Origin of the sequence: Marimonas lutisalis, assembly GCF_005434965.1 — a bacterium.
Lineage (GTDB): Bacteria > Pseudomonadota > Alphaproteobacteria > Rhodobacterales > Rhodobacteraceae > Marimonas_A > Marimonas_A lutisalis.
The window spans coordinates 134,839-157,921 of sequence record NZ_SKCI01000003.1; the positions used below are offsets into that span (position 1 = coordinate 134,839).

Consider the following 23,083-nt stretch of genomic DNA (forward strand, 5'->3'; position numbering starts at 1 on the left):
CCCAGCCAACCGGAACCACCAAGGAAAGCTTTCCGCATGATCCCCCGCTACGCCCGCCCCGAAATGACCGCCATCTGGGACCCAGCCACCAAGTTCCGCATCTGGTACGAGATCGAGGCCCATGCCTGCGACGCCATGGCCGATCTGGGCGTGATCCCGCGCGAGAATGCCGAAGCCGTGTGGAAGGCCAAGGATGTGGAATTCGATGTCGCCCGCATCGACGAGATCGAAGCGGTGACCAAGCATGACGTGATCGCTTTCCTGACGCACCTGGCCGAACACGTGGGCGCCGAGGAGGCCCGCTTCGTCCACCAGGGCATGACCAGTTCCGACGTGCTCGACACCACACTCAACATCCAGCTGGTGCGCGCCGCCGACATCCTGCTCGCCGACATGGACAAACTGCTCGCCGCGCTGAAAACCCGCGCGTTCGAGCACAAGGACACGGTGCGCATCGGCCGCAGCCACGGCATCCACGCCGAGCCCACCACCATGGGCCTGACCTTCGCGCGCTTCTACGCCGAGATGGACCGCAACAAGAACCGGCTTGAAAAGGCCCGCTGGGAGGTCGCCACCGGCGCCATCTCGGGCGCGGTCGGCACCTTTGCCAATATCGACCCGGCGGTCGAGGAACATGTCTGCGCCAAACTCGGCCTGCGCCCCGAGCCGATCTCGACCCAGGTCATCCCGCGCGACCGCCACGCGATGTTCTTCGCAACCCTCGGAGTCATCGCCTCCTCGATCGAAAACGTCGCCATCGAGATCCGCCACATGCAGCGCACCGAGGTGCTCGAGGCAGAAGAGTTCTTCTCCAAGGGCCAGAAAGGCAGCTCGGCCATGCCGCACAAGCGCAACCCGGTGCTGACCGAGAACCTCACCGGCCTCGCCCGCCTCGTGCGCATGGCGGTGATCCCGGCGATGGAAAACGTGGCGCTCTGGCATGAACGCGACATCTCGCATTCCTCGGTCGAACGCGGCATCGCGCCCGACGCCACGGTGACGCTCGATTTCGCCCTCAACCGCCTTGCCGGCGTGGTCGAGAAACTGGTCATCTACCCCGACAACATGCTCGCCAACATGAACAAGTTCAAAGGCCTGGTGATGTCCCAGCGCGTGCTCCTGGCGCTCACCCAGGCCGGCGTCAGCCGCGAAGACGCCTACCGCCTGGTGCAGCGCAACGCGATGAAGGTCTGGGAACACGGCGCCGACTTCAAGGAAGAGCTGCTGAAGGATGACGAGGTGCGCGCTGCCCTCTCCGAGGCCGAAATCGAAGAGAAATTCGACCTCGGCTACCACACCAAGCATGTCGATACGATCTTCAAACGCGTCTTCGGCGACACGCCGGCCTGATCGCGCCAGGACAGCAGGGGCGCCACCCGGCGCCGCTTCACCCTTTCGTGATCGCCTTCATGCTCTGCCTGTGCTAGCCTTTTGGTGTTCCAATCCGAAAGGACATGTCATGCAGAAGAAACTCACCCTCGCCGTGATCGCCCTGATGCTGGCGCCGGGCCTCGCCTCGGCCATGTGCTCGCGCGACCACGAACAGGCGATGACCTGCGCCGAAGGCACCACCTACGACGCCGAAACCAGCAGCTGCGTGCCCCAAACCACCAGCTGACCGATCCGGCTTCGTTAAAACTGTCGGCAAACCCTGCCACGCGGGGTTTGAACGCTCTTGATCGCGCCTCCCGGATCGGGAGGCGTTTCAGCATTCATTTACCGCTTTCCCCCTAATCTGGCGCAAATCTCAGCTTGGGGACCGGAATGGCGAATCTTACACCTGTTGCCCGCGGCGCTACGTCTGCGCGCACGCCGGGCAAGGCGCGGCTCGACACCCGCCAGAAGGCGGCGATCATCGTCCGCTTTCTTCTGAACGAAGGCGCCGAGGTGCCGATCGCCGAGCTGCCCGATGACCTGCAATCCAGCCTGACACAGCAGATGGGCGCCATGCGCTATGTCGATCGCGACACGCTGGCCGCCGTCGTCGCCGAATTCGCGGACGAGCTCGACCGCATGGGCCTGACCTTCCCGCAGGGGCTCTCCGGCGCGCTCACCGCGCTTGAAGGCCGGATTTCACCGCAGACCGCCGCGCGCCTGCGCAAGGAGGCCGGCGTGCGCCAGATCGGTGATCCCTGGGCGCTCATCCGCGAACAGGAGATCGACGCGCTCCTGCCCATCGTCGAGCGCGAAAGCACCGAGGTCGCCGCCGTGCTGATGTCGAAACTCCCGGTGCCCAAGGCGGCCGAACTCCTGGGCCGCCTGCCCGGCGACCGCGCCCGGCGCATCACCTATGCTATCTCGCTCACGGGCGCGGTCACGCCGGACGCGGTCGATCGCATCGGCCTGTCGCTGGCTTCCGAGTTCGAGATGAAGCCCATCCGCGCCTTCGACGACGATCCCGTCGACCGGCTGGGCGCAATTCTCAACATCTCTCCGGCCGGCACCCGCGACGAGGTGCTGACCGGGCTCGACGAAGACGATGCCGAGTTCTCGCGGAAAGTGCGCAAGGCGATCTTCACCTTCGTTCATATCCCTGCCCGCCTGAACCCGGTCGATGTGCCGAAAATCACCCGCGATGTGGCGCAGGAGCGCCTGGTCGTGGCGCTGGCCCATGCCCAGGCCGCGGGCGGCGATCTGGCCCCGGCGGCCGAATTCATCCTCTCCAATATCTCCAAACGCATGGCCGAAGCCCTGCGCGAGGAAATCGGCGAAGCCGGCAAGATCAAACCGAAAGACGGCGAAGCCGCGATGACCGAGGTCGTTGCCGCCATCCGCGACCTGCAGGTCGCGGGCGAAATCACCCTTCTTTCGGACGAGGACGAGGAAGACGAGGACTGACGCCGCGATCCTCTGGACAGCCCCGCGCGCCGTGCCTAACGTGGGCGGCATGAGCGAGAACACACCATTCGACGGCCGCCGCTGGCACGACATGGGCGGCCAGCCCGCCGGCCCCGTCACCCCCGAAGAGCATGATTTCGCCCTTTGGGAAAAACGCGTCGATGCCCTGCAGGTGCTGATGAGCGGCAAGGGCCATTTCACCGTCGACGGTCTGCGCCGCGCGCTCGAGGACATGGGCGAAGACGCCTACGAGAAGTATTCCTATTACGAACGCTGGATCGCCGCGGTGAACCAGAACCTGATCGAGGCCGGGCTCTACACGTTGGAAGAACTTGGCGCGAAGATGGACGAGGTCCGCAAGCGCGGCGACACCTACGGTGAGGCCGCCGGTGGATAAGGTGCGTGTCAAGACGATGATGCCCCCGGGGCATGTGCGGGCCCCCGCCTACCTGCGCGGCAAGACCGGCGTGATCGAGCGCCGCCTGGGCGAATTCGGCAACCCCGAACTCCTGGCCTATGGCCATCTCGACGGCCCGAAACAGCCGCTCTACCGCGTCCGCTTCACCATGGCCGAGATCTGGGGCGACGCCGCCGAACGCCCGACCGATACGATCGACGCCGAGATTTACGGCCATTGGCTCGAACCGCTGGACCAAGGATGATCGACCATGCCGCATGACCATCACGATCACGACCATTTCCACCACGAGGGGATGAGCCCCTCGGGCCACCCCTACCGCGCCGACAATGACGAGCCGCTCAGCTATTGGCAGACCATGGAAATCGCCGTGCGCGAGCTTCTGATCGAAAAGGGCCACACCACGCCCGCCGAAATCGCCGCCCAGATCGAGGCGATGGACGCGCGCAGCCCCGCCAATGGCGCCGCCGTCGTGGCCCGCGCCTGGGTGGACCCCGCGTTCAAACAGCGCCTGCTCGAAGATGCCTCGGCTGCCAGCCGCGAAATGGGCTTCGACATCGGCGCGCTGCACCTCATCGCGGTGGAAAACTCCGATGACGTGCATAACGTCATCGTCTGCACGCTTTGTTCGTGCTACCCGCGCAACCTTCTGGGCCTGCCGCCCGACTGGTACAAGACCCGCGCCTACCGCTCGCGCACCGTCAAGGAGCCGCGCAAGGTGCTGGAAGAATTCGGCGTTTCCCTGCCCGACAGCACGCAGATCCGCGTGCACGACAGCACCGCCGACATGCGCTATATCGTGCTGCCTGCGCGCCCCGAAGGCACCGACGGGATGAGCGAGCAGGAGCTCGCCCAGCTGGTGACCCGTGACAGCATGATCGGCACGGGGCTGCCCCGGACCCCCTGATGCCGAAATTTTCCGTGAAAACCACGGCGATCCTGCTGATGATCGCCGCCATCTTCATGTTTTCCTCGATGGATGCCCTGGCCAAGCTGCTCTCGGGCCGGATCGGCACCATGCCCACGCTCTGGGCGCGCTACCTGGGCCAGACACTAGTGGTGTTCATCCTGGTGCTGCCGCGCCTGCGCCGCGTGCTGCGCACCCGCTATCCCCGGCTGCAGCTGGCGCGTTCGGTCTACCTCATGTGCGCCACGATCCTGTTTTTCTTCGGCATCTCCAATATCGGCCTGGCCGAGGCCGCCGCGATCATGTCGACCAACCCGCTGTTCATCACGCTGGGCGCCGCGGTGTTCCTCGGCGAACGCTTCGGCATCCGCCGCGCCATGGCGATCGCGGCCGCCTGCATCGGCGCCTTCCTGGTGATCCGCCCGGGGGCGGATGTGTTCACCCCCTTCTCGCTCCTGCCACTGGGCGCGGCGATCTGCTACTCGGCCTATGCGCTCACCACCCGTTTCGTCGGCCGCGACGAAGACGCCTGGACGTCGCTCTTCTACACCGCGCTCTTCGGCGCCGTCGTCCTCTCGGCCGCCGTGCCGTTCTTCTGGCACCCGCTGGGTGGCACCGACCTGCTGATCATGCTCGGCATCGCGCTCTGCGGTACGCTGGGCCAGCTCTCGCTAATCCGCGCGCTGATGGCGGGCGAGGCCGGCATGCTGGCGCCGTTTGCCTATTTCGGGCTGGTGTTTTCCAGCTTCTACGGCGCCACCATCTTCGGCGACTGGCCCGATGCGCTCACCATCCTGGGCGCCGCGATCATCGCCGGGGCGGGTATTTACGTCTGGTATCGCGAAACCCTCGTGAAACCCACCTGACCGCCCGCACCGTTGGTTTCGCGATCGACTGTTGCGCGAAAGACTCATCCCAACCCCCTGTTTTCCCTGAAAATAAGGCCGTTTCGCCATACCCGCCGACCGGCCCGGGAACATGGCCACTTTTTCGCCTTATTTGCTCCTTAAGGACGACCACAAGGTCGGCGACAGTCCGGCCAACGAAGAACAACCGAGGCAGGACATGGACCCGAACGCCGGACTTTGGGTGCGCGGTGTGCGCGCGGCAGATGCCCCCGATGGGCAGACAGAAAACGCAAAACCGGCTCCCCGGCTGCTCGTGATTTCCACACGCGACGGCTCAGGCCGGCGCACCAGCGTGATCGCCTGGCTGGGGAGGGTCTGATGCGCAATCACCTGCTTCCGATCTGCCTGCTGCTGGTGGGCTGCATGCCCGGCGCCGCCCCCGACACCGCCAGCCGCGCGGCCCAGCCCGCGGCCATGTCCGCGCTGCCGCCGCTGAAAACATTCACCACGCCCACGCCGTCGCGCCCGCAGCGCTCGAACGCCGATATCGCCCGCGATTTCCTGGAACTGGCCTTCAACCTGGAATCGGGCCGCGAACTGCCGGTCTTCACCCGCTTCGAACAGCCGATCACCATCCGCGTCACCGGGCAGGCGCCGGCCACGCTGATGCCCGACCTGACCAAGCTGGTTTACCGCCTCAACACCGAGGCCGGCCTGCGCGTGTCTCTGACCACCTCGCCCGCGGCCAACATCACCGTTCAGGCCGTCACCCGCGCCCAGATCCGCCGCAACCTGCCGCACGCGGCCTGTTTCGTGGTGCCCAATATCGACGACATCTCCGAATACCGCTCGGCGCGCCGCACGACCAAGGCCAACTGGGGCCTCCTGCGCAAGCGCGAGAAGATGGCCGTCTTCGTGCCCAATGATGCCTCGCCGCAGGAAGTGCGCGATTGCCTGCACGAGGAACTGGCCCAGGCGATCGGCCCGCTGAACGATCTCTACCGCCTGCCGGATTCGGTGTTCAACGACGACAACGTGCATACCGTGCTCACCGGCTTCGACATGCTGATCCTGCGCGCCTATTACGCGCCGGAACTGATGAACGGCATGACCCGCCGCCAGGTGGCGCAGCGCCTGCCGGGCATCCTCGCCCGTCTCAACCCCGCGGGCGAAATGGCCCAGGCCCAGCGCCCGGCCCCCACCCCGCGCAGCTGGATCAACGCGATCCAGACCGCGCTCGGCCCGGGCGCCGGCCATGGCGAACGCCGCGCCGCCGCGCGCCGCGCCGTGGGCATCGCCCAAAGCCTCGGCTGGCAGGATCATCGCCGCGCCTTCGCCCATTACGCCATGGGCCGGCTCACCGCCGCCTCCGACCCCGAGGCCGCCATGGGCCACTTCCAGGCCGCCGACCGCTTCTATGCCGCCTCCCCCGGGACCGCCCTGCACCGTGCCTACGTCGCCAGCCAGCTCGCGGCCCACGCGCTCAGCCAAGGCAACGGGAACGGCGCACTGGCCCTGGTCAACCGCTCGATCCCCGTCGCCGCGCAGCATGAAAACGCAGCGCTCCTGTCCACGCTGATGCTCCTGCGCGCCGAAGCGCTCGAAATCACCGGTCGGGCCTCCGAGGCCGCCCATGTCCGGCTGGACAGTCTGGGCTGGGCACGTTACGGATTCGGCGCGGATTGGGCCGTGCGCGCGAAAATGCGCGAAATCACCGCGCTCAACCCGCTTAAAGGGAAACGCGGATAAGCGGGCAAATCACATGATCGTCTGGATCGGGGCGCTTCTGGGGGTGGCATTCGGCATCTTCCAGGCCAGGAAACGCCAGGGCAAGGGGCTGGACTATGCCCAGTACGGGGCGGCCTATGGCATCGCCTTCGCCATCGTGGCGCTGATCATCAACATCGTGATCGTCCGCATGACGATGGGGTAGGCCCATGTTCCTGCCCTTCTTCGAGAACCTGCGCAAACACGCGATCCCGGTCTCTTTGCGCGAATATCTGACCTTCCTCGAAGGCATGACCGCGGGCCTCGTCACCTATGACATCGACGGGTTCTACTACTTGTCGCGCGCCGCGATGGTCAAAGACGAACGCAATCTCGACAAGTTCGACCGCGCCTTCGCCGCCACCTTCTCGGGCGTCGAGAACATCTCGCTCTCCGATGTGTTAGAGGCGGTCGACATCCCCGGCGACTGGCTGGAAAAACTGGCCGAAAAGCATCTGTCGCAAGAGGAGATGAACGAGATCAAGTCGCTCGGCGGTTTCGACAAGCTGATGGAAACGCTGAAACAGCGGCTTGAGGAACAGAAAGACCGCCACCAGGGCGGCAACAAATGGATCGGCACGGCGGGCACCTCGCCCTTCGGCGCCTATGGCTACAACCCCGAAGGCGTGCGCATCGGCCAGAAGGAAAGCCGCCACCAGCGCGCGGTCAAGGTCTGGGACAAGCGCGAGTTCAAGAACCTCGACGGCGATGTCGAACTGGGCACGCGCAACATCAAGGTGGCGCTCAAGCGCCTCCGCCGCTGGGCGCGCGACGGCGCCGAGGACGAGCTCGACCTCGACGGCACGATCCGCGCCACCGCCGAGCACGGATACCTCGACGTGAAAACCCGCCCCGAGCGGCGTAACGCCGTCAAGGTGCTCTTGTTTCTCGACGTCGGCGGCTCGATGGACCCGCATATCAAGGTGGTGGAAGAGCTCTTCTCGGCGGCCAAGACCGAGTTCAAGCACCTGGAATACTACTATTTCCACAACTGCCTTTACGAAGGCGTCTGGCGCGACAACCGCCGCCGCTGGGATGCGCAGACCCCCACCTGGGACGTGCTACATACCTACGGGCCCGACTACAAGTGCATCTTCGTCGGCGATGCCAGCATGTCGCCTTACGAAATCGCCTACCCCGGCGGCGCGAACGAGCACTGGAACGCCGAGGCCGGCCAGGTCTGGCTGCAGCGCGCACGCGAGCAATGGCCCAACCACATGTGGATCAACCCGGTGCCGGAAAAATACTGGGGTTACACCCATTCGATCGGCATGATCCGCGAGATCTTCGAGGATCGCATGGTGCCGATGACCCTCAAGGGCATCGAAGAGGGCATGAAAGAGCTGTCGCGCTGACCCTGCCGTTGCCGAAATATGTGCTGACGCACGCAGGTTTGATGGATGGGGGGCGTTGCCCCCCAGATCACAAAACCGCGGGTTTTGTGACCTCCCCCCAGGATATTTCCGGCAAGATGAAGCAACGTGCGCCGCGTTAACAGGTTTTGGCACGCGATGCGGCGGAGTTTGCCCGGCAGCCGGATGTCAGCCGGGCGGTGCACGCAAATCACCCCCTGCTCGGATGCACAGAAACCGGCGTTAACCCCACCGAACGGCTAGTTCTGGAAGAGACGCCCCGGACCCCAGCCGCGCGCATCGAGGCCCGCGAGTTTCAGCATGTGCCACAGGAACGCGAGGTTCGACGAAATCATCGGCACGCCGGTTTCCGCCTCGGCCTGCTCCAGGATGCCGAAGCAGCGCAGGTTCGTGCAACTGGCAAAGATCGCATCGCAGGTCTTTGATTTTGCGATATCTTTTGCCGCCTGCAGGGTGTCGGATTCGGTGATGCGCGCCACCGTCCAGTCATTCTCCTGCAGGAACGAGTCGCGCGCCACAACCTCGATCCCATGCGCGGCCAGCGCCGCGATCAGCGGTGCATTGACCGTGTCGACATAGGGCGTGATCAGGGAAATCTTCCTTGCGTTCAACGCCTTGAGTGCCTCGACCACCCCCGTCAGCGGGTTCGTCACCCTGGCTTCGGGTTGCGCCTTTCGCACCAGCGCCGCCACCCGCTCGGGTCCGATCACCGTGGCGCCCGAGGTACAGCCATAGCCCACAACGTCGAGCCCCGCGGGCAGCAGAGCGGCTGTCGCCGTCATGTGATTTTCCATTGTTGCCAATGACTTGGGCGTCACGTCCGGCTGCGCCGGAATGCGGCTGTGCAAGAGGCTGACCGGTCGGCCCGCGAGCAGGTTGCGCGCCTCGTTTTCAAGCGTTTCGTCGGTCGACAGCACGATCAGGCCCAATCGCGCCTGCCCGCCAAACCCCTGATCCAACGCGTATTTCAGTGCCATGCCGTCCCTCCTGTCCGGCACCCTGGCGCAACTTTCGTCCCATGCCAAGAGAGCAGGCTTGCAGCGGCCCGCATTCGGCTGCACCATGCCCGGGAAAGGCCCGCCCAATGTCAGCCATCCGCCATCTCTGGACCCACCACCGTCTTGTTTTCATTGCCTTTCTCGGGGCCTGCCTGGTGACGCTCGGCTTCCTGGTAAGGCTGACGGTTTTCACGCTCTACTGGGCCGATCCCAGCCATAGCGATCTCGCCCCCGAGCCGTGGATGACGCCGGGGTATATCGCCCATTCCTGGGGCCTGCCGCCCGAGGACCTGGCCCGTGCCCTGGGCGTTACTCCCGGCAGCCGCCCCACCCTGCAGGAGATCGCCCGCGAGCGCGGCGTTCCCGTGGAAGCGATCATCAACGAAATCAAGGCCTTGCTGCCCGCGAGGCCCTCGGAATGAACGATTGGCTACTGCCTCTCCTGGTCAGTTACGGCCTGCCGCTGGTTTTTCTCGCCACCCTGCTCAGTTGCCTGGCCCTGCCCGTGCCCAGTTCGCTGGTCATGCTGACGGCCGGGGCATTTTCGGCCACCGGCGAACTGTCCTTGCTGCCCACTGTATTGGCCGCATTCACAGGCGCCGTGATTGGTGACCAGATCGGCTATTTTATTGGCAGCACAGGACAATCCCGGCTGGCCACCTATATCGACGCTCATCCCAAACGGGCCGCCCTTCTCGCCCGCGCGGTCGGATTCCTGCGCCGCCACGGCGGCCCCGGCGTGTTCTTCAGCCGCTGGCTGGTCAGCCCGCTGGGCCCCTACGTGAACTTCGCCGCAGGCGCCGCCGCCCTGCGCTGGCCCCGTTTCGCCCTCTGGGGCGCCAGTGGCGAGCTGGTCTGGGTCGCGCTCTATGTCGGGCTTGGATTCGCGTTCTCCGAAAACCTCGCAGCCGTCGCCGAGTTTGCCAGCGATATCAGCGGCATACTCGCCGGCCTGGCGGTCATGCTGGGCTCGGGCCTGTGGCTGCGTCATGCCCTGCACGAAACCCGCAAACAGCAAGGATGATCCCCATGTCCAACGCCCCCGTCACCCATATCGATCCAGCGGCCTTTGCGGCCGATCCCTATCCGACGCTGGCCCGGATGCGGCGCGATGCGCCAGTCACCTTCGTACCGGAACTGGGTGCGACGCTGTTCACCCGCCGCGATGAAATTTTCGAACAGGAAAAGCGTGTCGAGACCTTTTCGTCCTGGCAACCACAGGGCCTCATGACCCTCCTCATGGGCGAAAACATGATGCGCAAGGATGGCGAGGCCCATGCCCGTGAGCGCAAGATCCTCTTCCCCGCGCTCAGCCCCCGCACCGTGCGCGACGTCTGGACACCGCTCTTCCAGGCAAAGGCTTCAAACATTCTCAACGCGTTGAAACCGCGGGGAAAATGCGACCTGGTGCGCGACTATGCCATGCCCGTTTCGGCCGAGGCCCTGAAGCTCGTGACCGGCCTTACCAACATGGCGGCCGAGGAACTGGATCGCGTCAGCCAGGGCATGATCGACGGCTGCGCCAATTACGCGGGCGATCCCGCGATCGAGGCCAATTGCCACGACTGCACCGGCTCGATCGACGCGCATATCACCGCGATGATGCCGCGGTTGCACGCCGATCCGAACATGTCCGCACTTTCGGTGCAGATGCAGGCCGGGCTGGACGAGGCCGCGACCCGCGCCAATATCAAGCTCATCATTTCCGGCGGCCAGAACGAACCGCGCGACGCCATCGCCGGCGCCGCCTGGGCGCTCATCACCCATCCCGACCAGCATGGCATGATCCGCGAGGGCCGCGCCACCTATGCGCAGGCGTTCGAGGAATATGCCCGCTGGATTTCTCCGATCGGCATGTCGCCGCGTCGCGTGGCACGCCCCGATACCGTCTGCGGCGTCGATTTCGTGCCCGAAGACCGCGTGTTCTTCATGTTCTCCTCGGCCGGCCATGACGAACAGCACTTTGAAAACCCGCATATTTTCGACATCACCCGCGACAATGGCCCGTCCATCCCCTTTGGCGCGGGTCCGCATTTTTGCGGCGGCGCCGCGGTGGCCCGCGCCCTGATTGCCGAGGTGGCACTGCCCATGCTCTTCGACACGCTCCCGGACCTGCGGATCGCGGGCGAGGTGCCTTTCACCGGCTGGGCCTTCCGCGGCCCCACCGCAATGCCCGTGGAATGGCAGGCCTAGGCCCTTGCCCACCCGCGCGCCCTGCCCCATATCAGCCCCATGCTGAAGTTCACGCCGATCTTTCTCGCCATTCTCTATGCCGTCGCGCTTTACCGCTTCTCGGCCTGGCGCACTGCACGCGAACTCGATGCGAAATCAACCGAACTGGCCGATCCCAGCCTCAAGCCGCTCTTCGACAAGATGGCCCGCGCGCTCGATCTGCCGCGCATCCGCGTGCACCTTTACGAAATCGCGCCCGTGAACGGCCTGGCCGCACCCGACGGGCGGATTTTCATCACCCGGGGCTTCTATGACAAGTATCGCGCCGGCGAGGTTACAGGCGACGAGCTTGCCTCGGTCATCGCGCATGAACTGGGCCATGTCGCCCTGGGCCATTCGCGCCGCCGGATGATCGATTTTTCCGGCCAGAACGCGCTGCGCACGGCCCTTGCCATGGTGCTCTCGCGCCTGCTGCCCGGCATCGGCGTCTGGATCGCCAACATGCTCACTACGCTGCTGGCTGCGCGCCTGTCGCGCTCGGACGAATACGAGGCCGATGAATACGCCGCTGCGCTTCTGACCAAGGCGGGCATCGGCACGGCGCCGCAGAAATCGCTCTTCGAGAAGCTGGAAAAGCTGACCCAGACCAACATGGGCGCCGCCCCGGCCTGGCTTCTCTCGCATCCCAAGACGGGCGAGCGGATCAAGGCGATTGAGTCGCTCGAGGCGAAGTGGCGCTGATCCGCCCCTTCATCTGACCGAAAATACCTCGGGGGGATGGTGCAAAATGCCCTGGCATTTTGCACCTTGGGGGATGGCCCCCACACCGGCCCCGCCACGCCGACAACGATCTGAGATCAATCCAGGTTCTCTGCCACCGCCTTGCCCAGGCGCGGCAGCCGCGCCTTCTTCAGCAACCCGCGCGCGGTCCAGGCTTCGCCCGACAGGCGCCGCGCCTCGTTCAGCACGCGCTGCACCACCGCCTCCACACCCGCGCGGTCCGCCTGCCAGAAGCCCAGCAGGAAGGCATCCGGATCGGCCCGGCTCACGCCCTCCTCGGCCAGGATGCGGCGCGGGAAATCCCCGGCATTCGCCGTCACGATTACCTCTGCCCCCGCGGCGATCGCCGCGGCCAGAACATGCACATCGGCGCGGTCCGGCAGCCACAGCCGCTCTTCCAGGGCCTCGGGCCAGTCCACCCGCGCCCCGGGCCATTTCGCACTCAGCATCGCCGCCTCGCCACGCGCCTGCGCCTCGGCCTCGGGGCCCAGCTTGGCCGCCGCGCGCGCCCATTCCTCCAGAATGCGGTCCGACCACAACGGCATGTAAGCGCCGATTTGGGCCACGCCCAGCAGGACCTCGCGCATGACCGTCGGAAAGATCACGCAGCTATCCAGAACCGCCTTCACAGCCTGAAAAACAATGCCTTGAGGTATCCGCTTTCGGCCAGCTGCGGCAACAGCGGATGGTCCGGCCCGGCAAAGCCGGTATGGATCAGCTGCCCCTGCCGCCCGGCCCGCCCGATACCCCGCGTGCAGGCCACGCGAAAGCGGTTCAGGTCCGCCGCATGCGAACACGAACACAGGCCCAGGTAACCGCCTTCCGCCACCAGCGGCGCGGCCAGCCGCGCCACCTTCTCATAGGCGCGCAGACCCGCGTCCAGCGCCTGTTTCGACGGGGCAAAAGCCGGCGGATCGCAGATCACCACGTCGAATTGCGCGCCCTCGCCGGCCAGCGCCTCCATCACCTCGAATGCATCGCCGCGCCGCGTGGCAAAGCGCTCCGCCATCCCGCTTTCGCGCGCCCCGGCCTCGGCCAGCGCCAGCGCGGGCTCCGATCCGTCCACCGCGAGCGCGCTCTCGGCCCCGCCCGCCAGGCAGGCCAGGCCAAAGCCGCCCACATGCGAAAACACGTCCAGTACCCGCGCGCCCCGGGCCAGCCTGGCGGCGAACCCGTGATTGTCGCGCTGATCGAAGAACAGTCCGGTCTTCTGCCCGCCCATCAGGTCGGCCATATAGGTCGCGCCGTTCATTCCCACCGACACAGGCCCATCCGGTGCGGTCCCGGCCAGCACGTCCAGCCCTTCGTCCAGCCCCTCCAGAGCGCGGGCGCGCCCGGTGGCATTCTTGATCACGCAGGACACACCGGTTTCCGCGATCACCGCCGCGCAAAGCGGCCCGATCAGGGTCTCGGCCCATGCCGCGTTGGGCTGGATCACGGCGACGTCGCCGAACCGGTCGATCACCACACCGGGCAGCCCGTCGGCCTCGGCATGCACCAGGCGATAGAACGGCTGGTCATAAAGACGCGCGCGCAACGCGAGCGCCCGGGCGATCCGCGCCCGCAGCCAGGCCTCGTCGATCTGCGCCTCGGGGTCGCGGTCCAGCATCCGGCAGAAGATTTTGGAATTGGGGTTCACCGCCACCACGCCCAACGGCGCCTGCCCGGCATCCTGCAACAGGGCAATCGCGCCGGGCGCGATCTTCTTGGTGCGCCGGTCGGTCACGACCTCGTTGGCAAACACCCACGGGCTGCCGTGGCGCAGCTTACGCGCATCGGTTTTCGGCTTCAGGCGGACAACAGGCAAAGGGGACGGCGTCATGCCGTCCCCTTACATGCTTAAATACCGCTTTGAAAGGGCTCAGAACAGGCTGTTCGTCGGATCGCCCATGCTCAACGGGCTCGCGTTCTGCGACACCACCGGGATGGGTTGCACCGGCGCGTCGGTCTTCCGGGCCGCAATGCCCAGCTCGTGCTGGAACACACCGGCCAGGTGATTGACGATGCGGTCTTTCTGGGTGATGCCGTTCTGCTCGGCATGCACGGCCCGCGCGCCGCCAAAGGCCTTGAACGTCGCGTCGATCTTGCGCGGTTCGGCCACCGGCTGGCGGGTCTCGGGGTTCAGGAAATTCACCACGAATTCGATCTCGTGACGTCCGCCAACGGTATAGCGCGCCTTCTCGGTCAACGCGTGAAAGCGCTTTACCTCGATATCCAGCAGAACCGGCACGTTGCCGTGGCTGCCCTGGGCACCAGCGGCCAGGCTTTCCTCGAAAATCTTCTGTACCTGTGTATGACGGTCGCCCAGCGGCTCGCCGCGCCATACGATGTCAGCCGACGGGTAATACAGGTTGGCCTCCGACACGCGCAGGCTTTGCGGCACGCGAACCTGGTAGGATTCAACTTTCATTGCCGGGGCGGTGGCCGCGGCGCTCGGGGCCTCGAACGGTGCGTTGCGCGATGCGACATCCATGCTCGAACAGCCGGTAACGGCCATGCCCATGACGATCAGTGCAACCATGCGAACACGTTTCATGTTCTTCCTCCTCGGGCTTTTGCCCTGTTTTCAGACCGCCCGAGGATCGGTGGCAATTGAGACGAATTTGGGGCGATTACGGGCCAAACAGGGGGTTTTCGCGGGGCAAAGCATGGATTTGCAGGGATTCTGAGTCTTTTGCGCAACAGGGCAGCCCGCTTGTTAGCGCTAAAACCGTCTGCTAGAGAAAGCCCAAAACCCGCGAAAAAGGCTGCCCGATGACGCTCAACACCACGGTCCGCGACGTCACAGACCGGATCATCGATCGTTCCCGCACCACCCGCGAGAGCTATCTCGCGCGGATGCGGGCCGCGGGCGAGGACGGCCCCGCGCGCGCCCATCTCAGCTGCTCGAACCAGGCCCATGCCTATGCCGCGATGGGCGCCGACCAGGACAGGCTGGCCACCACCCGCGCGCCCAATATCGGGATCGTCACCGCCTACAATGACATGCTCTCGGCGCATCAGCCCTTCGGCGCTTTTCCCGACATCATCAAGGACACCGCGCGCGCGGCCGGCGCTACGGCCCAGATCGCCGGCGGTGTGCCGGCGATGTGCGATGGCGTGACCCAGGGCCAGGACGGGATGGAGCTGTCACTCTTTTCGCGCGACGTGATCGCCATGGCGGCGGGTATCGCGCTCTCGCACAACACCTTCGATGCCGCCGTCTTCCTCGGCACTTGTGACAAGATCGTGCCGGGCCTCGTGATCGCTGCCGCCACCTTCGGCCACCTGCCGTCGATTTTCCTGCCCGGCGGGCCGATGACATCCGGCCTCGGCAACGATGAAAAGGCCCGGGTGCGCAAGGAGTTCGCCGCCGGCAAGATCGACCGCGCCGCGCTGATGCAGGCGGAAATGGATGCCTATCACGGCCCCGGCACCTGCACCTTCTACGGCACCGCCAATTCCAACCAGATGCTGATGGAAATCATGGGCCTGCACCTGCCCGGCGCGGCCTTCGTCAACCCCGGCACGCCCCTGCGCGATGCGCTGACCCGCGCGGGCACGGCCCGAATCCTTCAGAATACGGCGCTGGCCGGGCAGTACCTGCCGCTTTGCGACATTCTCGACGAACGCGCCTTCGTCAACGGCATCGTGGGCCTCATGGCCACGGGCGGCTCAACCAACCTCGTCCTGCACCTGCCGGCAATGGCGCACGCAGCAGGTATCACCCTGACATTACAGGATTTTTCAGATCTTTCGGCCATCACCCCGCTGCTGGCGCGGGTTTATCCCAACGGGCTTGCGGACGTGAACCATTTCCATGCCGCAGGCGGGATGCCCTGGCTCATCGCGCAACTGCTCGATGCGGGCCTTCTGCACGGTGACGTGCAAACCGTCGCCGGCCCCGGCCTTGCCAGTTACAGCGAAGAGCCGATCCTAACCGGCGACACGCTCACCTGGCGCCCCGGCCCCGCGCAAAGCGAAAACGACAAGATCCTGCGCCCGCACTCCGACCCGTTCCAGTCCACCGGCGGGCTCAAGCATCTCAAGGGCAATCTCGGCGAAGGCATTATCAAGCTCTCCGCCGTCGCCCCCGAACACCGCCTGATCGAGGCCCCCGCCCGCGTTTTCGAAACCCAGGAGGCGGTGATCGCTGCCTTCCGCGCGGGCGAGCTTGATCGCGACACGGTTGTCGTCCTGCGCTTCCACGGCCCGCGCGCCAACGGCATGCCCGAGGTCCACGGCCTGACGCCCACCCTTTCGGTGCTCCAGGATCGCGGTCACAAACTCGCGCTTGTCACCGATGGCCGCATGTCCGGCGCTTCGGGCAAGATCCCTGCCGCCATCCACCTCTCGCCCGAAAGCGCCACGGGCGGCCCGCTCGCCCGCGTGCGCGACGGCGATGTGATCCGCCTCGATGCCGAGGCCGGCACGCTCGAAAACCTCGCCGCCGATTTCGCGGGACGCTCCCCCGAAACCCTCGATCTCGCCGCCGGCCACCACGGCACCGGCCGCGAACTCTTCGAACTGTTCCGCGCCAATGCCGGTCCCGCTACCTCGGGCGCCAGCCCGCTTTTTCCAGATGGAGATGCCGCATGACCCCCCAGGAGGCCAGCCAGATCACGCGCGATCTCTGCCACCGCGCCCCGGTCATTCCCGTTCTCGTGGTCGAAGACGCGGCCCGGGCCGCGCCGCTGGCGCAGGCGCTGGTGCGCGGTGGCCTGCCCGTGCTCGAGGTCACCCTGCGCACACCGGCAGCCCTTGACGTGATCCGCGAAATGGCCACCGTCGCAGGCGGTATCGTGGGCGCAGGCACCGTGCTCACCCCCGAAGATGTCGCGGCGGCGAAAGCGGCCGGCGCGCGCTTTGCCGTTTCCCCCGGAGCCACCGACCGGTTGCTTGACGCCTGCGAAGAGGCCGGCCTGCCCCTTCTGCCCGGCGCCGCCACGGCAAGCGAGGCGATGCGCCTCCTTGAACGCGGCTACAGCGTGCAGAAATTCTTCCCGGCCGAGGCCGCGGGCGGCGCCCGCGCGCTCCGCGCGATTGGCGCCCCCCTGCCACAGATCACCTTCTGCCCCACCGGCGGCGTGTCCCCCGCCAATGCGCCGGATTACCTCGCCTTGCCGAATGTGGTCTGCGTTGGCGGCAGCTGGGTCGCGCCCGCCGATGCAGTCGCCACCGGGGACTGGACCCAGGTCGAAACTCTCGCCGCGACAGCAGCCGCCCTGAACGGCTGAGCCCTCAGGTCCGCGCGCGCCCGCGGCGCCCGCCGCGCCGCGCGGGGCTGGCCGCTCTCTCGGCGCCCTCGCGCAGCACCTGCGTCATCGGGTGGTCTTCTTCCGCGCCGTAGCGCTCCAACAACACCGCGACCGCCGCGCGGCTGTCCATCCCGTCGGGCAGGCTCAGCGCCCAGTCCAGGAAAACCGACCGGCACTCGGCCAGCCCGATCCCCTCGATGCGATAGGCCTCGCGGATCAGGGCCTTGGGGTCATGGGTATCGCCCTTCATCCCGCATCCCCCGGCACGCGCACCAGCGCTGCATCGATCACGCCCTTGGCCCGCGCGCTCAGCGTCTCCAGCCGCCCGGTCAGTTCGTCCAGCGTCTCCAACCCCGTCTCTCGCATCAGCATCGCGGCGCCTCCACCGCCCAAACCTTCGGGATCAAGCGGCTTCTCACTCAACAGCTTCGACACCGCCTGCACCTGCCAGCAAAGCGCATAAGCCTCCTGCAACGCTGCACAATCCGCGTCACTCAACCAGCCGATCGCGACACAGGCCTGCAATCCCTCGCCCACCGACCGGCCCGCGACACCGCCCATCAGCGCCCCGGCCTGCGCCATCATTTCGATGTCCTGCATCCGTCCCGGGCCGATCTTGGCCTCCCACGGGCCGCTGGGCGACTTCGCCGCCGCGATCCGCGCGCGCATCTCGGCCAGTTCCTTCAGGATCGTCGCGCGATCACCACCCTTTTCGGCCAGCAACGCGCAACGGAAACCCTCGATATCGCCGCCCAGCCCGCCGTTACCAACCACCACCCGCGCCCGTGTCAGCGCCAGGTGTTCCCACACCCAGGCCTCGTCGCGCTGATAGTCCCGGAATGATTGCCAGCTCGTCGCCACCGGCCCCTGGTTGCCCGAGGGCCGCAGCCGCATATCCACCTCGTAAAGCCGGCCTTCGGCCATCTGCGCCGTCACCGCGGTGATCAGCGCCTGGGTCAGCCTTGCGTAATAGGGCCGCGTAGCCAATGGTCGGCGCCCGTCCGACATCTCCGCGCCTTCAGGGTCGTAGATCACGATCAGGTCCAGGTCCGAAGCCGCATTCAAACGCTGGGCACCCAGGCTCCCCATGCCCAGCACACAGGCCCCACGTCCCGGCGGGGGCCCGTGCTTCTCGGCAAACTGCGCCACCACTTCAGGCCAGATCGCGCCCACCGCGGCATCGGCCAGGTCGGCATATTGCCTGCCGGCGTCCTCGGCATCGATCAGCCCGCGCAGGTGGTGCACCCCCACCCGGAAATGCCATTCCTTCGCCCAGCGCCGTGCCAGGTCCAGCTTGCGCTCATAGTCACCCTCGTCCGCCAGCCGGGCCGACAACTCCTCGCGCAGCGCCTCGGCGCCCGGCCAGGGGCTGAAGAAATCCCCGCCGATCACCGCGTCGAACACACCCGCATTGCGCGACAGGTGCCGCGCCAGCGCAGGCGCGGTGCCAACGATATCCACCAGCAGGTCGATCAGTTGCGGATTGGCCTCGAAGAGCGAGAACAACTGCACCCCCGCCGGCAAGCCCGCCAGGAACCCGTCAAAGGCAATCAGCGCTTCTTCGGGATGAGCGGTGGCGTGCAGCTTCTTCAAAATCTCCGGCCGCAGCCGGTTGAAGATCTTCACCGCCCGTTCCGAGCGTAGCGCCGGATAGCTTGGCCAGCGCGCCAGCAATTCGTGATCGAACGCGCTTTCGGCAACCTCCTCGCTCTCTTCGGGCGCGAAAAACCCCTCGGTCAGGCCGTGCACCTCTTCCAGCCGCGCCTTCAGCGCCGCCTCGAAGGCGTCACGCTCTTCGCCCATCATCGCCGCGATCCGGGCAATGCCCTCCTCGCTCTTGGGCAGGCGATGGGTCTGGGCGTCGTTCACCATCTGGATGCGGTGCTCGACCTCGCGATGGCTGCGGTAATCGGCGGCCAGAACCTCGGCCGCATCGCTGGGCACCCAGCCCTTATCGGCCAGCACGCCCAACCCCTCGACCGTGCCACGCACCCGCAACTCCGGATCACGCCCCCCGGCGATGATCTGCCGTGTCTGGGTAAAGAACTCGATCTCGCGAATGCCGCCCCGGCCCAGCTTCATGTCATGCCCGGGCAGCGATATCGCCCCGCCCAGCCCCTTATGCTCGCGGATGCGAAGGCGCATGTCATGGGCGTCCTGGATCGCCGCGAAATCCAGGTGCTTGCGCCAGACGAACGGCGTCAGCGTCTCCAGGAAACGCGCGCCCGCCGCGCGATCGCCGGCACAAGGCCGCGCCTTGATATAGGCCGCCCGCTCCCATGTCCGGCCGAGGCTCTCGTAATAGGTCTCGGCCGCCGCCATCGCGATGCACACCGGGGTGACGCTCGGATCGGGGCGCAGCCGCAGGTCGGTGCGAAACACATAGCCCTCGCCAGTCATGTCGCTCAGCATCGCCGCCATCTTGCGGGTGGCACGCACGAAACTGGCGCGCGCCTCCATGTACTCGTCCGGCTCGAACCGGGATTCGTCAAACAGGCAGATCAGGTCGATATCCGAGCTGTAGTTCAGCTCTCCCGCCCCCATCTTGCCCATCGCCAGCGCCACCCAGCCGGCGCAGGTTTCCAGGTCCTCCTCGCGCGCGCCGGGCAGCTTGCCGCGGCGGATTTCCGGCTCCAGCGCCGCGCGCATCGCCAGCTCCACGCTCAGATCGGCGAAATCGGTCAGCGCGCCGGTCACCTCCTCGAGCGCCCAGACGCCACCCAGATCGGCCAGCGCCGTCAGCAGTGCCACCCGCCGCTTAGCCCGGCGCAGCTCGGTGCCCAGCTCTCCGGCCGCCACTGCGCGCAGCCGCGCCGCCTCGGCCTCCATCGCGCCCTCCGGGTCATCCATCGCCCCGGGCAGCCACTCCACCTCCTTGGTCATCAACCCGCTCAGGTAGGGGCTGCACCCGCCGGTGCCTTCGATCAGCCGCGCCAGGTCGCCCTCGAACATCGGCAGCGCCGCGCGGGCTTCCGCTCCGCGCTCGGGGTCAAAGGCAATGGGCAGGCGGGTGATGCGGGATGCGAAACTCATGCCGGCATCATTTGCCTCACCGCCTTGCAAGGTCAATGACTTACCGCAAATGCCCTACGCAACCCGCCATTGCATTCCGGGCCTCACGCCTTAGGGTGCCTTCAACATCTTTTCCTGCCGGGAATGACCATGTCGAAATCGCTCAAACGCGTCCGCGCCGCCCTCGAAGGCCACAAGGCCGAGATCTTTGAGCCCGGCGAGGCCCGCACCGCCCAGATGGCCGCCGATGCGGTGGGCTGTCATGTCGACCAGATCGCCAAGTCGATCATCTTTCGCGGCGACAGTTCGGGCGAGGCCGTGCTCTTCATCACCGCCGGCGGCAACCAGGTCGATCACGCCAAGGCCACCGCCCTGGCGGGCGAGGCCCTGGGCAAGGCCGATGCCGCGCTCATTCGTGCCCAGACCGGGTTTGCCATCGGCGGGGTGGCGCCCATCGGCCATCTCAACCCGATTCGCGCCTTCCTCGATCCGCGGCTTCTCGACTTCGATATCGTCTGGGCCGCAGCCGGCACGCCCCGGCACGTGTTCTCCGTCTCCCCGCAGGACCTGCTCGGGATGTCCGGCGCGCAACAGGCCGATTTCACCGCCTGAGCGCAAGAAGTCTCACAGAGAATACGAACGCAAGTGTTTGTATTCTATGGACTTTCGAAAATAATGTAAAAAACATTCACATTGGCTCTTGCCAAAACCCGCTTCACTCCCGACATTAGGGATGTGAAAGGCATTAACATTCCCGCCGACACTGGTTCATTGGAAACGGAGAGAGACATGACAACCGCCACGCATACCGCAACCGCCCACAGTCCGGCCTCGGGCCCGATGGCATGGCTGCGCCGCGCCGAGGCCTGGCTCGACAGCAAGGGCAAGGGCGCCTGGATCGCCGCCATGGTGCTGGGCTTCATCTTCTTCTGGCCGATCGGCCTCTTCCTCGTCTTCTACATCACCTACACCCATCGCTGGAGCACCCCCATGTTCAACGGATCCTGTGCACGCCGCCGTCACCACCACAGCCACCGCCACGCTGCCTTCCGCAGCTCGGGCAACAGCGCGTTCGACAGCTACAAGGAAGAAACCCTGCGCCGGCTGGAAGATGAACAGCAACAGTTCGAAGAGTTCCTGCAGCGCCTGCGCGAAGCCAAGGACAAGGCCGAGTTCGACCAGTTCATGGACGAGCGCGCCAAGGAGGCCGCCCGCCCCGACCGCGATGAGGCCGACATCCCCGAACGCCAGGACGCGTAACCCCCATCCGCGCGTCCCCGCGGCCCTGCCCTTCCCCGGGGCGGGGCCTTTTTCCTGCCCGCCTTCTCGCCTATCTGAAGTGTCATGACATATCCGCATCCCGGCTGGCACCTGCCTGATCCGCATTCCCAGCCCGAATTCTACGCCGACGTGCCGCTCAAGCGCCTGATCGCCTTCGTAATCGACACGGTCGTACTGCTGATCATCGCGGTCCTGGCCGCGCTGCTCAGTTTCGGCCTCGCGCTCGTCTTCATCCTGCCGCTCTGGTGGCTTCTGAACCTTGCCTACCGCACGGTGACGCTCACCAACGGCTCCGCTACGCTCGGCATGCGCCTCGTCGCGCTGGAATTCCGCGATGCGCAGGGCCAGCGGTTCGACCGCGCCCTGGCCTTCCAGCACAGCCTCGGCTTCATGCTGTCGTTTTCGTTCTTCCCGCTTCAGATCATCTCGATCGTGTTTATGCTGACCGACCCGCGCGCCCAGGGCCTCACCGACAAGGTGCTCGGCACCGTCGCGCTCAACCGCCGCGCCGGGGCCTGACACGCCACGGGACCGTTAAGTCTAACTTTAATCAAAGCTTGGACAACGCGCGCGCCATTGCTATCGTCGCATCGAAACCCGATATCTATTTGACCATGCGCCATACATTACCGCTCGCACCACAGTTCTATGTCACCGCCCCCCAGCCCTGCCCCTATCTCGCGGGCCGGATGGAACGGAAACTGTTCACCGCGCTGCAAGGCGAAAATGCCGAGCGGCTTAACGATGCCCTGTCGAAACAGGGCTTCCGGCGCTCGCAGAACGTGCTCTACCGTCCCTCCTGCGCGGATTGCGCGGCCTGTCTCTCGGCCCGCATCCGCGTCGACGCCTTCGACCCGTCGAAGAGCCAGAAGCGTGTCCTGCGTCGCAATCGCGCGCTAGAACGGCGCGCGACCAGCCCCTGGGCCACCGAAGACCAATACGCGCTTTTCCGCCGCTATCTCGACAGCCGGCACGCCGATGGCGGCATGGCCGACATGGACGTGTTCGAGTTTGCCGCGATGATCGAGGAAACCCCGATCCGCTCTCGCGTGATCGAGTATACCGACCGCAACACCGAAAGCCTGTCCGCCGTATGCCTGACCGACGTGCTCGATGACGGGCTCAGCATGGTCTATTCCTTCTTCGATCCCGACCGCACGCGCGACAGCCTCGGCACCTATATCATTCTCGATCATATCGACATCGCGCGCGAGGCCGGCCTGCCCTACGTGTATCTCGGCTACTGGGTGCCCGGCTCGCCCAAAATGGGCTACAAGGCCAAGTTCTCGGGGCTCGAGGTCTATCAGCAGGGCGAATGGCGCCCAATGCGCGACCCGGCCGATTTCGAGGCCGACACCCACCCGCTCTCGACCGATCCGATCGCCGAACAGGTCGCCAATATCTCGCTGCCCGACATTCGCCGGTAAACGCGACGGGTTTTGCCAAGCGCTC

The 23,083-nt window shown here is 66.0% G+C and carries 27 protein-coding genes; 21 read left to right on the top strand and 6 right to left on the bottom strand.

Annotated features, from left to right (window positions below; translation table 11 throughout):
- Positions 1-36: 36 nt before the first annotated feature.
- The 11 genes from purB (at position 37) to E0501_RS13855 (ending at position 8,133) form a co-directional block, all read left to right on the top strand.
- A complete protein-coding gene (gene purB, locus E0501_RS13815) occupies positions 37-1,350 on the top strand; it encodes an adenylosuccinate lyase (RefSeq protein WP_137701974.1) in 1,314 nt (437 codons plus the stop codon).
- A 109-nt stretch (positions 1,351-1,459) separates the two neighbouring features.
- Entirely contained in the window at positions 1,460-1,618 is a 159-nt protein-coding gene (locus tag E0501_RS21160; RefSeq protein ID WP_161594622.1) for a carbohydrate-binding module family 14 protein, read from the top strand.
- 146 nt (positions 1,619-1,764) lie between these two features.
- A complete protein-coding gene (locus E0501_RS13820) occupies positions 1,765-2,838 on the top strand; it encodes a flagellar motor switch protein FliG (RefSeq protein WP_137701975.1) in 1,074 nt (357 codons plus the stop codon).
- Between the two features lie 49 nt (positions 2,839-2,887).
- Positions 2,888-3,235, top strand: coding sequence for an SH3-like domain-containing protein (locus E0501_RS21690; protein WP_268888891.1), 348 nt, complete (start codon positions 2,888-2,890; stop codon positions 3,233-3,235).
- Between the two features lie 16 nt (positions 3,236-3,251).
- Positions 3,252-3,500: an SH3-like domain-containing protein gene (locus tag E0501_RS21695; RefSeq protein WP_268888894.1), complete on the top strand. Its 249-nt coding sequence runs from the start codon at positions 3,252-3,254 to the stop codon at positions 3,498-3,500.
- Between the two features lie 6 nt (positions 3,501-3,506).
- Positions 3,507-4,163 carry a nitrile hydratase subunit alpha gene (gene nthA / locus E0501_RS13835; protein ID WP_137701977.1) on the top strand — a complete coding sequence of 219 codons (657 nt, stop codon included), beginning with the start codon at positions 3,507-3,509 and terminating at the stop codon, positions 4,161-4,163.
- Positions 4,163-5,029 carry a DMT family transporter gene (locus tag E0501_RS13840; RefSeq protein ID WP_205123502.1) on the top strand — a complete coding sequence of 289 codons (867 nt, stop codon included), beginning with the start codon at positions 4,163-4,165 and terminating at the stop codon, positions 5,027-5,029. Before nthA ends, E0501_RS13840 begins: the two co-directional genes overlap by 1 nt.
- A 112-nt stretch (positions 5,030-5,141) precedes the next feature.
- Entirely contained in the window at positions 5,142-5,390 is a 249-nt protein-coding gene (locus E0501_RS13845) for a hypothetical protein (RefSeq protein WP_137701978.1), read from the top strand.
- Positions 5,390-6,760, top strand: coding sequence for a DUF2927 domain-containing protein (locus E0501_RS13850; protein ID WP_137701979.1), 1,371 nt, complete (start codon positions 5,390-5,392; stop codon positions 6,758-6,760). Before E0501_RS13845 ends, E0501_RS13850 begins: the two co-directional genes overlap by 1 nt.
- A gap of 13 nt (positions 6,761-6,773) precedes the next feature.
- Positions 6,774-6,944 (top strand): hypothetical protein, encoded by a 171-nt coding sequence (locus E0501_RS21290; RefSeq protein WP_170222783.1) that lies wholly within the window; start codon positions 6,774-6,776, stop codon positions 6,942-6,944.
- 4 nt (positions 6,945-6,948) lie between these two features.
- Complete coding sequence (locus tag E0501_RS13855) at positions 6,949-8,133, top strand: vWA domain-containing protein (RefSeq protein ID WP_137701980.1); 1,185 nt, start codon at positions 6,949-6,951, stop codon at positions 8,131-8,133.
- 257 nt (positions 8,134-8,390) lie between these two features.
- Here E0501_RS13855 and E0501_RS13860 read toward each other — a convergent pair whose 3' ends face one another.
- Positions 8,391-9,128, bottom strand: a complete 738-nt coding sequence (locus E0501_RS13860; RefSeq protein ID WP_235857861.1) for a maleate cis-trans isomerase family protein — start codon at positions 9,126-9,128, stop codon at positions 8,391-8,393.
- 107 nt (positions 9,129-9,235) lie between these two features.
- On the opposite strand from E0501_RS13860, the gene E0501_RS13865 reads away from it, so the two are divergent.
- Genes E0501_RS13865 through E0501_RS13880 form a run of 4 tightly spaced genes read left to right on the top strand, consistent with a single transcriptional unit; the run spans position 9,236 to position 12,062 of the window.
- The gene (locus tag E0501_RS13865) at positions 9,236-9,571 is read left to right on the top strand and encodes a hypothetical protein (protein WP_137701981.1); all 336 of its coding nucleotides are present in this window, start codon (positions 9,236-9,238) and stop codon (positions 9,569-9,571) included.
- The gene (locus E0501_RS13870; RefSeq protein ID WP_137701982.1) at positions 9,568-10,173 is read left to right on the top strand and encodes a DedA family protein; all 606 of its coding nucleotides are present in this window, start codon (positions 9,568-9,570) and stop codon (positions 10,171-10,173) included. Before E0501_RS13865 ends, E0501_RS13870 begins: the two co-directional genes overlap by 4 nt.
- Before the next feature lie 5 nt (positions 10,174-10,178).
- Positions 10,179-11,342 carry a cytochrome P450 gene (locus tag E0501_RS13875; protein WP_137701983.1) on the top strand — a complete coding sequence of 388 codons (1,164 nt, stop codon included), beginning with the start codon at positions 10,179-10,181 and terminating at the stop codon, positions 11,340-11,342.
- A gap of 39 nt (positions 11,343-11,381) precedes the next feature.
- Positions 11,382-12,062: a M48 family metallopeptidase gene (locus E0501_RS13880; protein ID WP_137701984.1), complete on the top strand. Its 681-nt coding sequence runs from the start codon at positions 11,382-11,384 to the stop codon at positions 12,060-12,062.
- 116 nt (positions 12,063-12,178) lie between these two features.
- Here the strand turns inward: E0501_RS13880 and E0501_RS13885 are convergent, their stop codons facing one another.
- Genes E0501_RS13885 through E0501_RS13895 form a run of 3 tightly spaced genes read right to left on the bottom strand, consistent with a single transcriptional unit; the run spans position 12,179 to position 14,637 of the window.
- Positions 12,179-12,730: an RSP_2648 family PIN domain-containing protein gene (locus tag E0501_RS13885; RefSeq protein ID WP_137701985.1), complete on the bottom strand. Its 552-nt coding sequence runs from the start codon at positions 12,728-12,730 to the stop codon at positions 12,179-12,181.
- Entirely contained in the window at positions 12,727-13,923 is a 1,197-nt protein-coding gene (locus E0501_RS13890; protein ID WP_137701986.1) for an RSP_2647 family RNA methyltransferase, read from the bottom strand. The genes E0501_RS13885 and E0501_RS13890 overlap by 4 nt, the downstream gene beginning before the upstream one ends.
- Before the next feature lie 39 nt (positions 13,924-13,962).
- A complete protein-coding gene (locus E0501_RS13895) occupies positions 13,963-14,637 on the bottom strand; it encodes a DUF6778 family protein (RefSeq protein ID WP_193555901.1) in 675 nt (224 codons plus the stop codon).
- A 218-nt stretch (positions 14,638-14,855) separates the two neighbouring features.
- On the opposite strand from E0501_RS13895, the gene edd reads away from it, so the two are divergent.
- Together edd and eda are read left to right on the top strand one after the other, a co-directional pair.
- Positions 14,856-16,679: a phosphogluconate dehydratase gene (edd, locus tag E0501_RS13900; RefSeq protein WP_137701987.1), complete on the top strand. Its 1,824-nt coding sequence runs from the start codon at positions 14,856-14,858 to the stop codon at positions 16,677-16,679.
- Complete coding sequence (gene eda, locus E0501_RS13905; RefSeq protein WP_137701988.1) at positions 16,676-17,317, top strand: bifunctional 4-hydroxy-2-oxoglutarate aldolase/2-dehydro-3-deoxy-phosphogluconate aldolase; 642 nt, start codon at positions 16,676-16,678, stop codon at positions 17,315-17,317. Before edd ends, eda begins: the two co-directional genes overlap by 4 nt.
- A gap of 4 nt (positions 17,318-17,321) precedes the next feature.
- Here eda and E0501_RS13910 read toward each other — a convergent pair whose 3' ends face one another.
- Both E0501_RS13910 and E0501_RS13915 read right to left on the bottom strand, forming a co-directional pair.
- Positions 17,322-17,588, bottom strand: a complete 267-nt coding sequence (locus E0501_RS13910) for a hypothetical protein (protein ID WP_137701989.1) — start codon at positions 17,586-17,588, stop codon at positions 17,322-17,324.
- Positions 17,585-20,371: a [protein-PII] uridylyltransferase family protein gene (locus E0501_RS13915; protein WP_137701990.1), complete on the bottom strand. Its 2,787-nt coding sequence runs from the start codon at positions 20,369-20,371 to the stop codon at positions 17,585-17,587. The genes E0501_RS13910 and E0501_RS13915 overlap by 4 nt, the downstream gene beginning before the upstream one ends.
- A 129-nt stretch (positions 20,372-20,500) precedes the next feature.
- On the opposite strand from E0501_RS13915, the gene E0501_RS13920 reads away from it, so the two are divergent.
- The 4 genes from E0501_RS13920 to E0501_RS13935 all read left to right on the top strand — a co-directional run bounded on the left by E0501_RS13920 (position 20,501) and on the right by E0501_RS13935 (position 23,058).
- Positions 20,501-20,962, top strand: a complete 462-nt coding sequence (locus E0501_RS13920) for a YbaK/EbsC family protein (protein WP_137702345.1) — start codon at positions 20,501-20,503, stop codon at positions 20,960-20,962.
- A 177-nt stretch (positions 20,963-21,139) separates the two neighbouring features.
- Positions 21,140-21,610, top strand: coding sequence for a DUF2852 domain-containing protein (locus E0501_RS13925; protein WP_137701991.1), 471 nt, complete (start codon positions 21,140-21,142; stop codon positions 21,608-21,610).
- 84 nt (positions 21,611-21,694) lie between these two features.
- The gene (locus E0501_RS13930) at positions 21,695-22,150 is read left to right on the top strand and encodes an RDD family protein (protein ID WP_137701992.1); all 456 of its coding nucleotides are present in this window, start codon (positions 21,695-21,697) and stop codon (positions 22,148-22,150) included.
- Between the two features lie 95 nt (positions 22,151-22,245).
- Positions 22,246-23,058 carry an arginyltransferase gene (locus E0501_RS13935; RefSeq protein ID WP_137702346.1) on the top strand — a complete coding sequence of 271 codons (813 nt, stop codon included), beginning with the start codon at positions 22,246-22,248 and terminating at the stop codon, positions 23,056-23,058.
- The last annotated feature ends 25 nt before the right edge of the window (positions 23,059-23,083 follow it).

Bases quoted from the DNA above. Each gene is read 5' to 3' on its own strand.
- purB (WP_137701974.1), top strand. From the start codon at position 37: ATGATCCCCCGCTACGCCCGCCCCGAAATGACCGCCATCTGGGACCCA.
- E0501_RS21160 (WP_161594622.1), top strand. From the start codon at position 1,460: ATGCAGAAGAAACTCACCCTCGCCGTGATCGCCCTGATGCTGGCGCCG.
- E0501_RS13820 (WP_137701975.1), top strand. From the start codon at position 1,765: ATGGCGAATCTTACACCTGTTGCCCGCGGCGCTACGTCTGCGCGCACG.
- E0501_RS21690 (WP_268888891.1), top strand. From the start codon at position 2,888: ATGAGCGAGAACACACCATTCGACGGCCGCCGCTGGCACGACATGGGC.
- E0501_RS21695 (WP_268888894.1), top strand. From the start codon at position 3,252: ATGATGCCCCCGGGGCATGTGCGGGCCCCCGCCTACCTGCGCGGCAAG.
- nthA (WP_137701977.1), top strand. From the start codon at position 3,507: ATGCCGCATGACCATCACGATCACGACCATTTCCACCACGAGGGGATG.
- E0501_RS13840 (WP_205123502.1), top strand. From the start codon at position 4,163: ATGCCGAAATTTTCCGTGAAAACCACGGCGATCCTGCTGATGATCGCC.
- E0501_RS13845 (WP_137701978.1), top strand. From the start codon at position 5,142: ATGGCCACTTTTTCGCCTTATTTGCTCCTTAAGGACGACCACAAGGTC.
- E0501_RS13850 (WP_137701979.1), top strand. From the start codon at position 5,390: ATGCGCAATCACCTGCTTCCGATCTGCCTGCTGCTGGTGGGCTGCATG.
- E0501_RS21290 (WP_170222783.1), top strand. From the start codon at position 6,774: ATGATCGTCTGGATCGGGGCGCTTCTGGGGGTGGCATTCGGCATCTTC.
- E0501_RS13855 (WP_137701980.1), top strand. From the start codon at position 6,949: ATGTTCCTGCCCTTCTTCGAGAACCTGCGCAAACACGCGATCCCGGTC.
- E0501_RS13860 (WP_235857861.1), bottom strand. From the start codon at position 9,128: ATGGCACTGAAATACGCGTTGGATCAGGGGTTTGGCGGGCAGGCGCGA.
- E0501_RS13865 (WP_137701981.1), top strand. From the start codon at position 9,236: ATGTCAGCCATCCGCCATCTCTGGACCCACCACCGTCTTGTTTTCATT.
- E0501_RS13870 (WP_137701982.1), top strand. From the start codon at position 9,568: ATGAACGATTGGCTACTGCCTCTCCTGGTCAGTTACGGCCTGCCGCTG.
- E0501_RS13875 (WP_137701983.1), top strand. From the start codon at position 10,179: ATGTCCAACGCCCCCGTCACCCATATCGATCCAGCGGCCTTTGCGGCC.
- E0501_RS13880 (WP_137701984.1), top strand. From the start codon at position 11,382: ATGCTGAAGTTCACGCCGATCTTTCTCGCCATTCTCTATGCCGTCGCG.
- E0501_RS13890 (WP_137701986.1), bottom strand. From the start codon at position 13,923: ATGACGCCGTCCCCTTTGCCTGTTGTCCGCCTGAAGCCGAAAACCGAT.
- E0501_RS13895 (WP_193555901.1), bottom strand. From the start codon at position 14,637: ATGAAACGTGTTCGCATGGTTGCACTGATCGTCATGGGCATGGCCGTT.
- edd (WP_137701987.1), top strand. From the start codon at position 14,856: ATGACGCTCAACACCACGGTCCGCGACGTCACAGACCGGATCATCGAT.
- eda (WP_137701988.1), top strand. From the start codon at position 16,676: ATGACCCCCCAGGAGGCCAGCCAGATCACGCGCGATCTCTGCCACCGC.
- E0501_RS13910 (WP_137701989.1), bottom strand. From the start codon at position 17,588: ATGAAGGGCGATACCCATGACCCCAAGGCCCTGATCCGCGAGGCCTAT.
- E0501_RS13915 (WP_137701990.1), bottom strand. From the start codon at position 20,371: ATGAGTTTCGCATCCCGCATCACCCGCCTGCCCATTGCCTTTGACCCC.
- E0501_RS13920 (WP_137702345.1), top strand. From the start codon at position 20,501: ATGTCGAAATCGCTCAAACGCGTCCGCGCCGCCCTCGAAGGCCACAAG.
- E0501_RS13925 (WP_137701991.1), top strand. From the start codon at position 21,140: ATGACAACCGCCACGCATACCGCAACCGCCCACAGTCCGGCCTCGGGC.
- E0501_RS13930 (WP_137701992.1), top strand. From the start codon at position 21,695: ATGACATATCCGCATCCCGGCTGGCACCTGCCTGATCCGCATTCCCAG.
- E0501_RS13935 (WP_137702346.1), top strand. From the start codon at position 22,246: ATGCGCCATACATTACCGCTCGCACCACAGTTCTATGTCACCGCCCCC.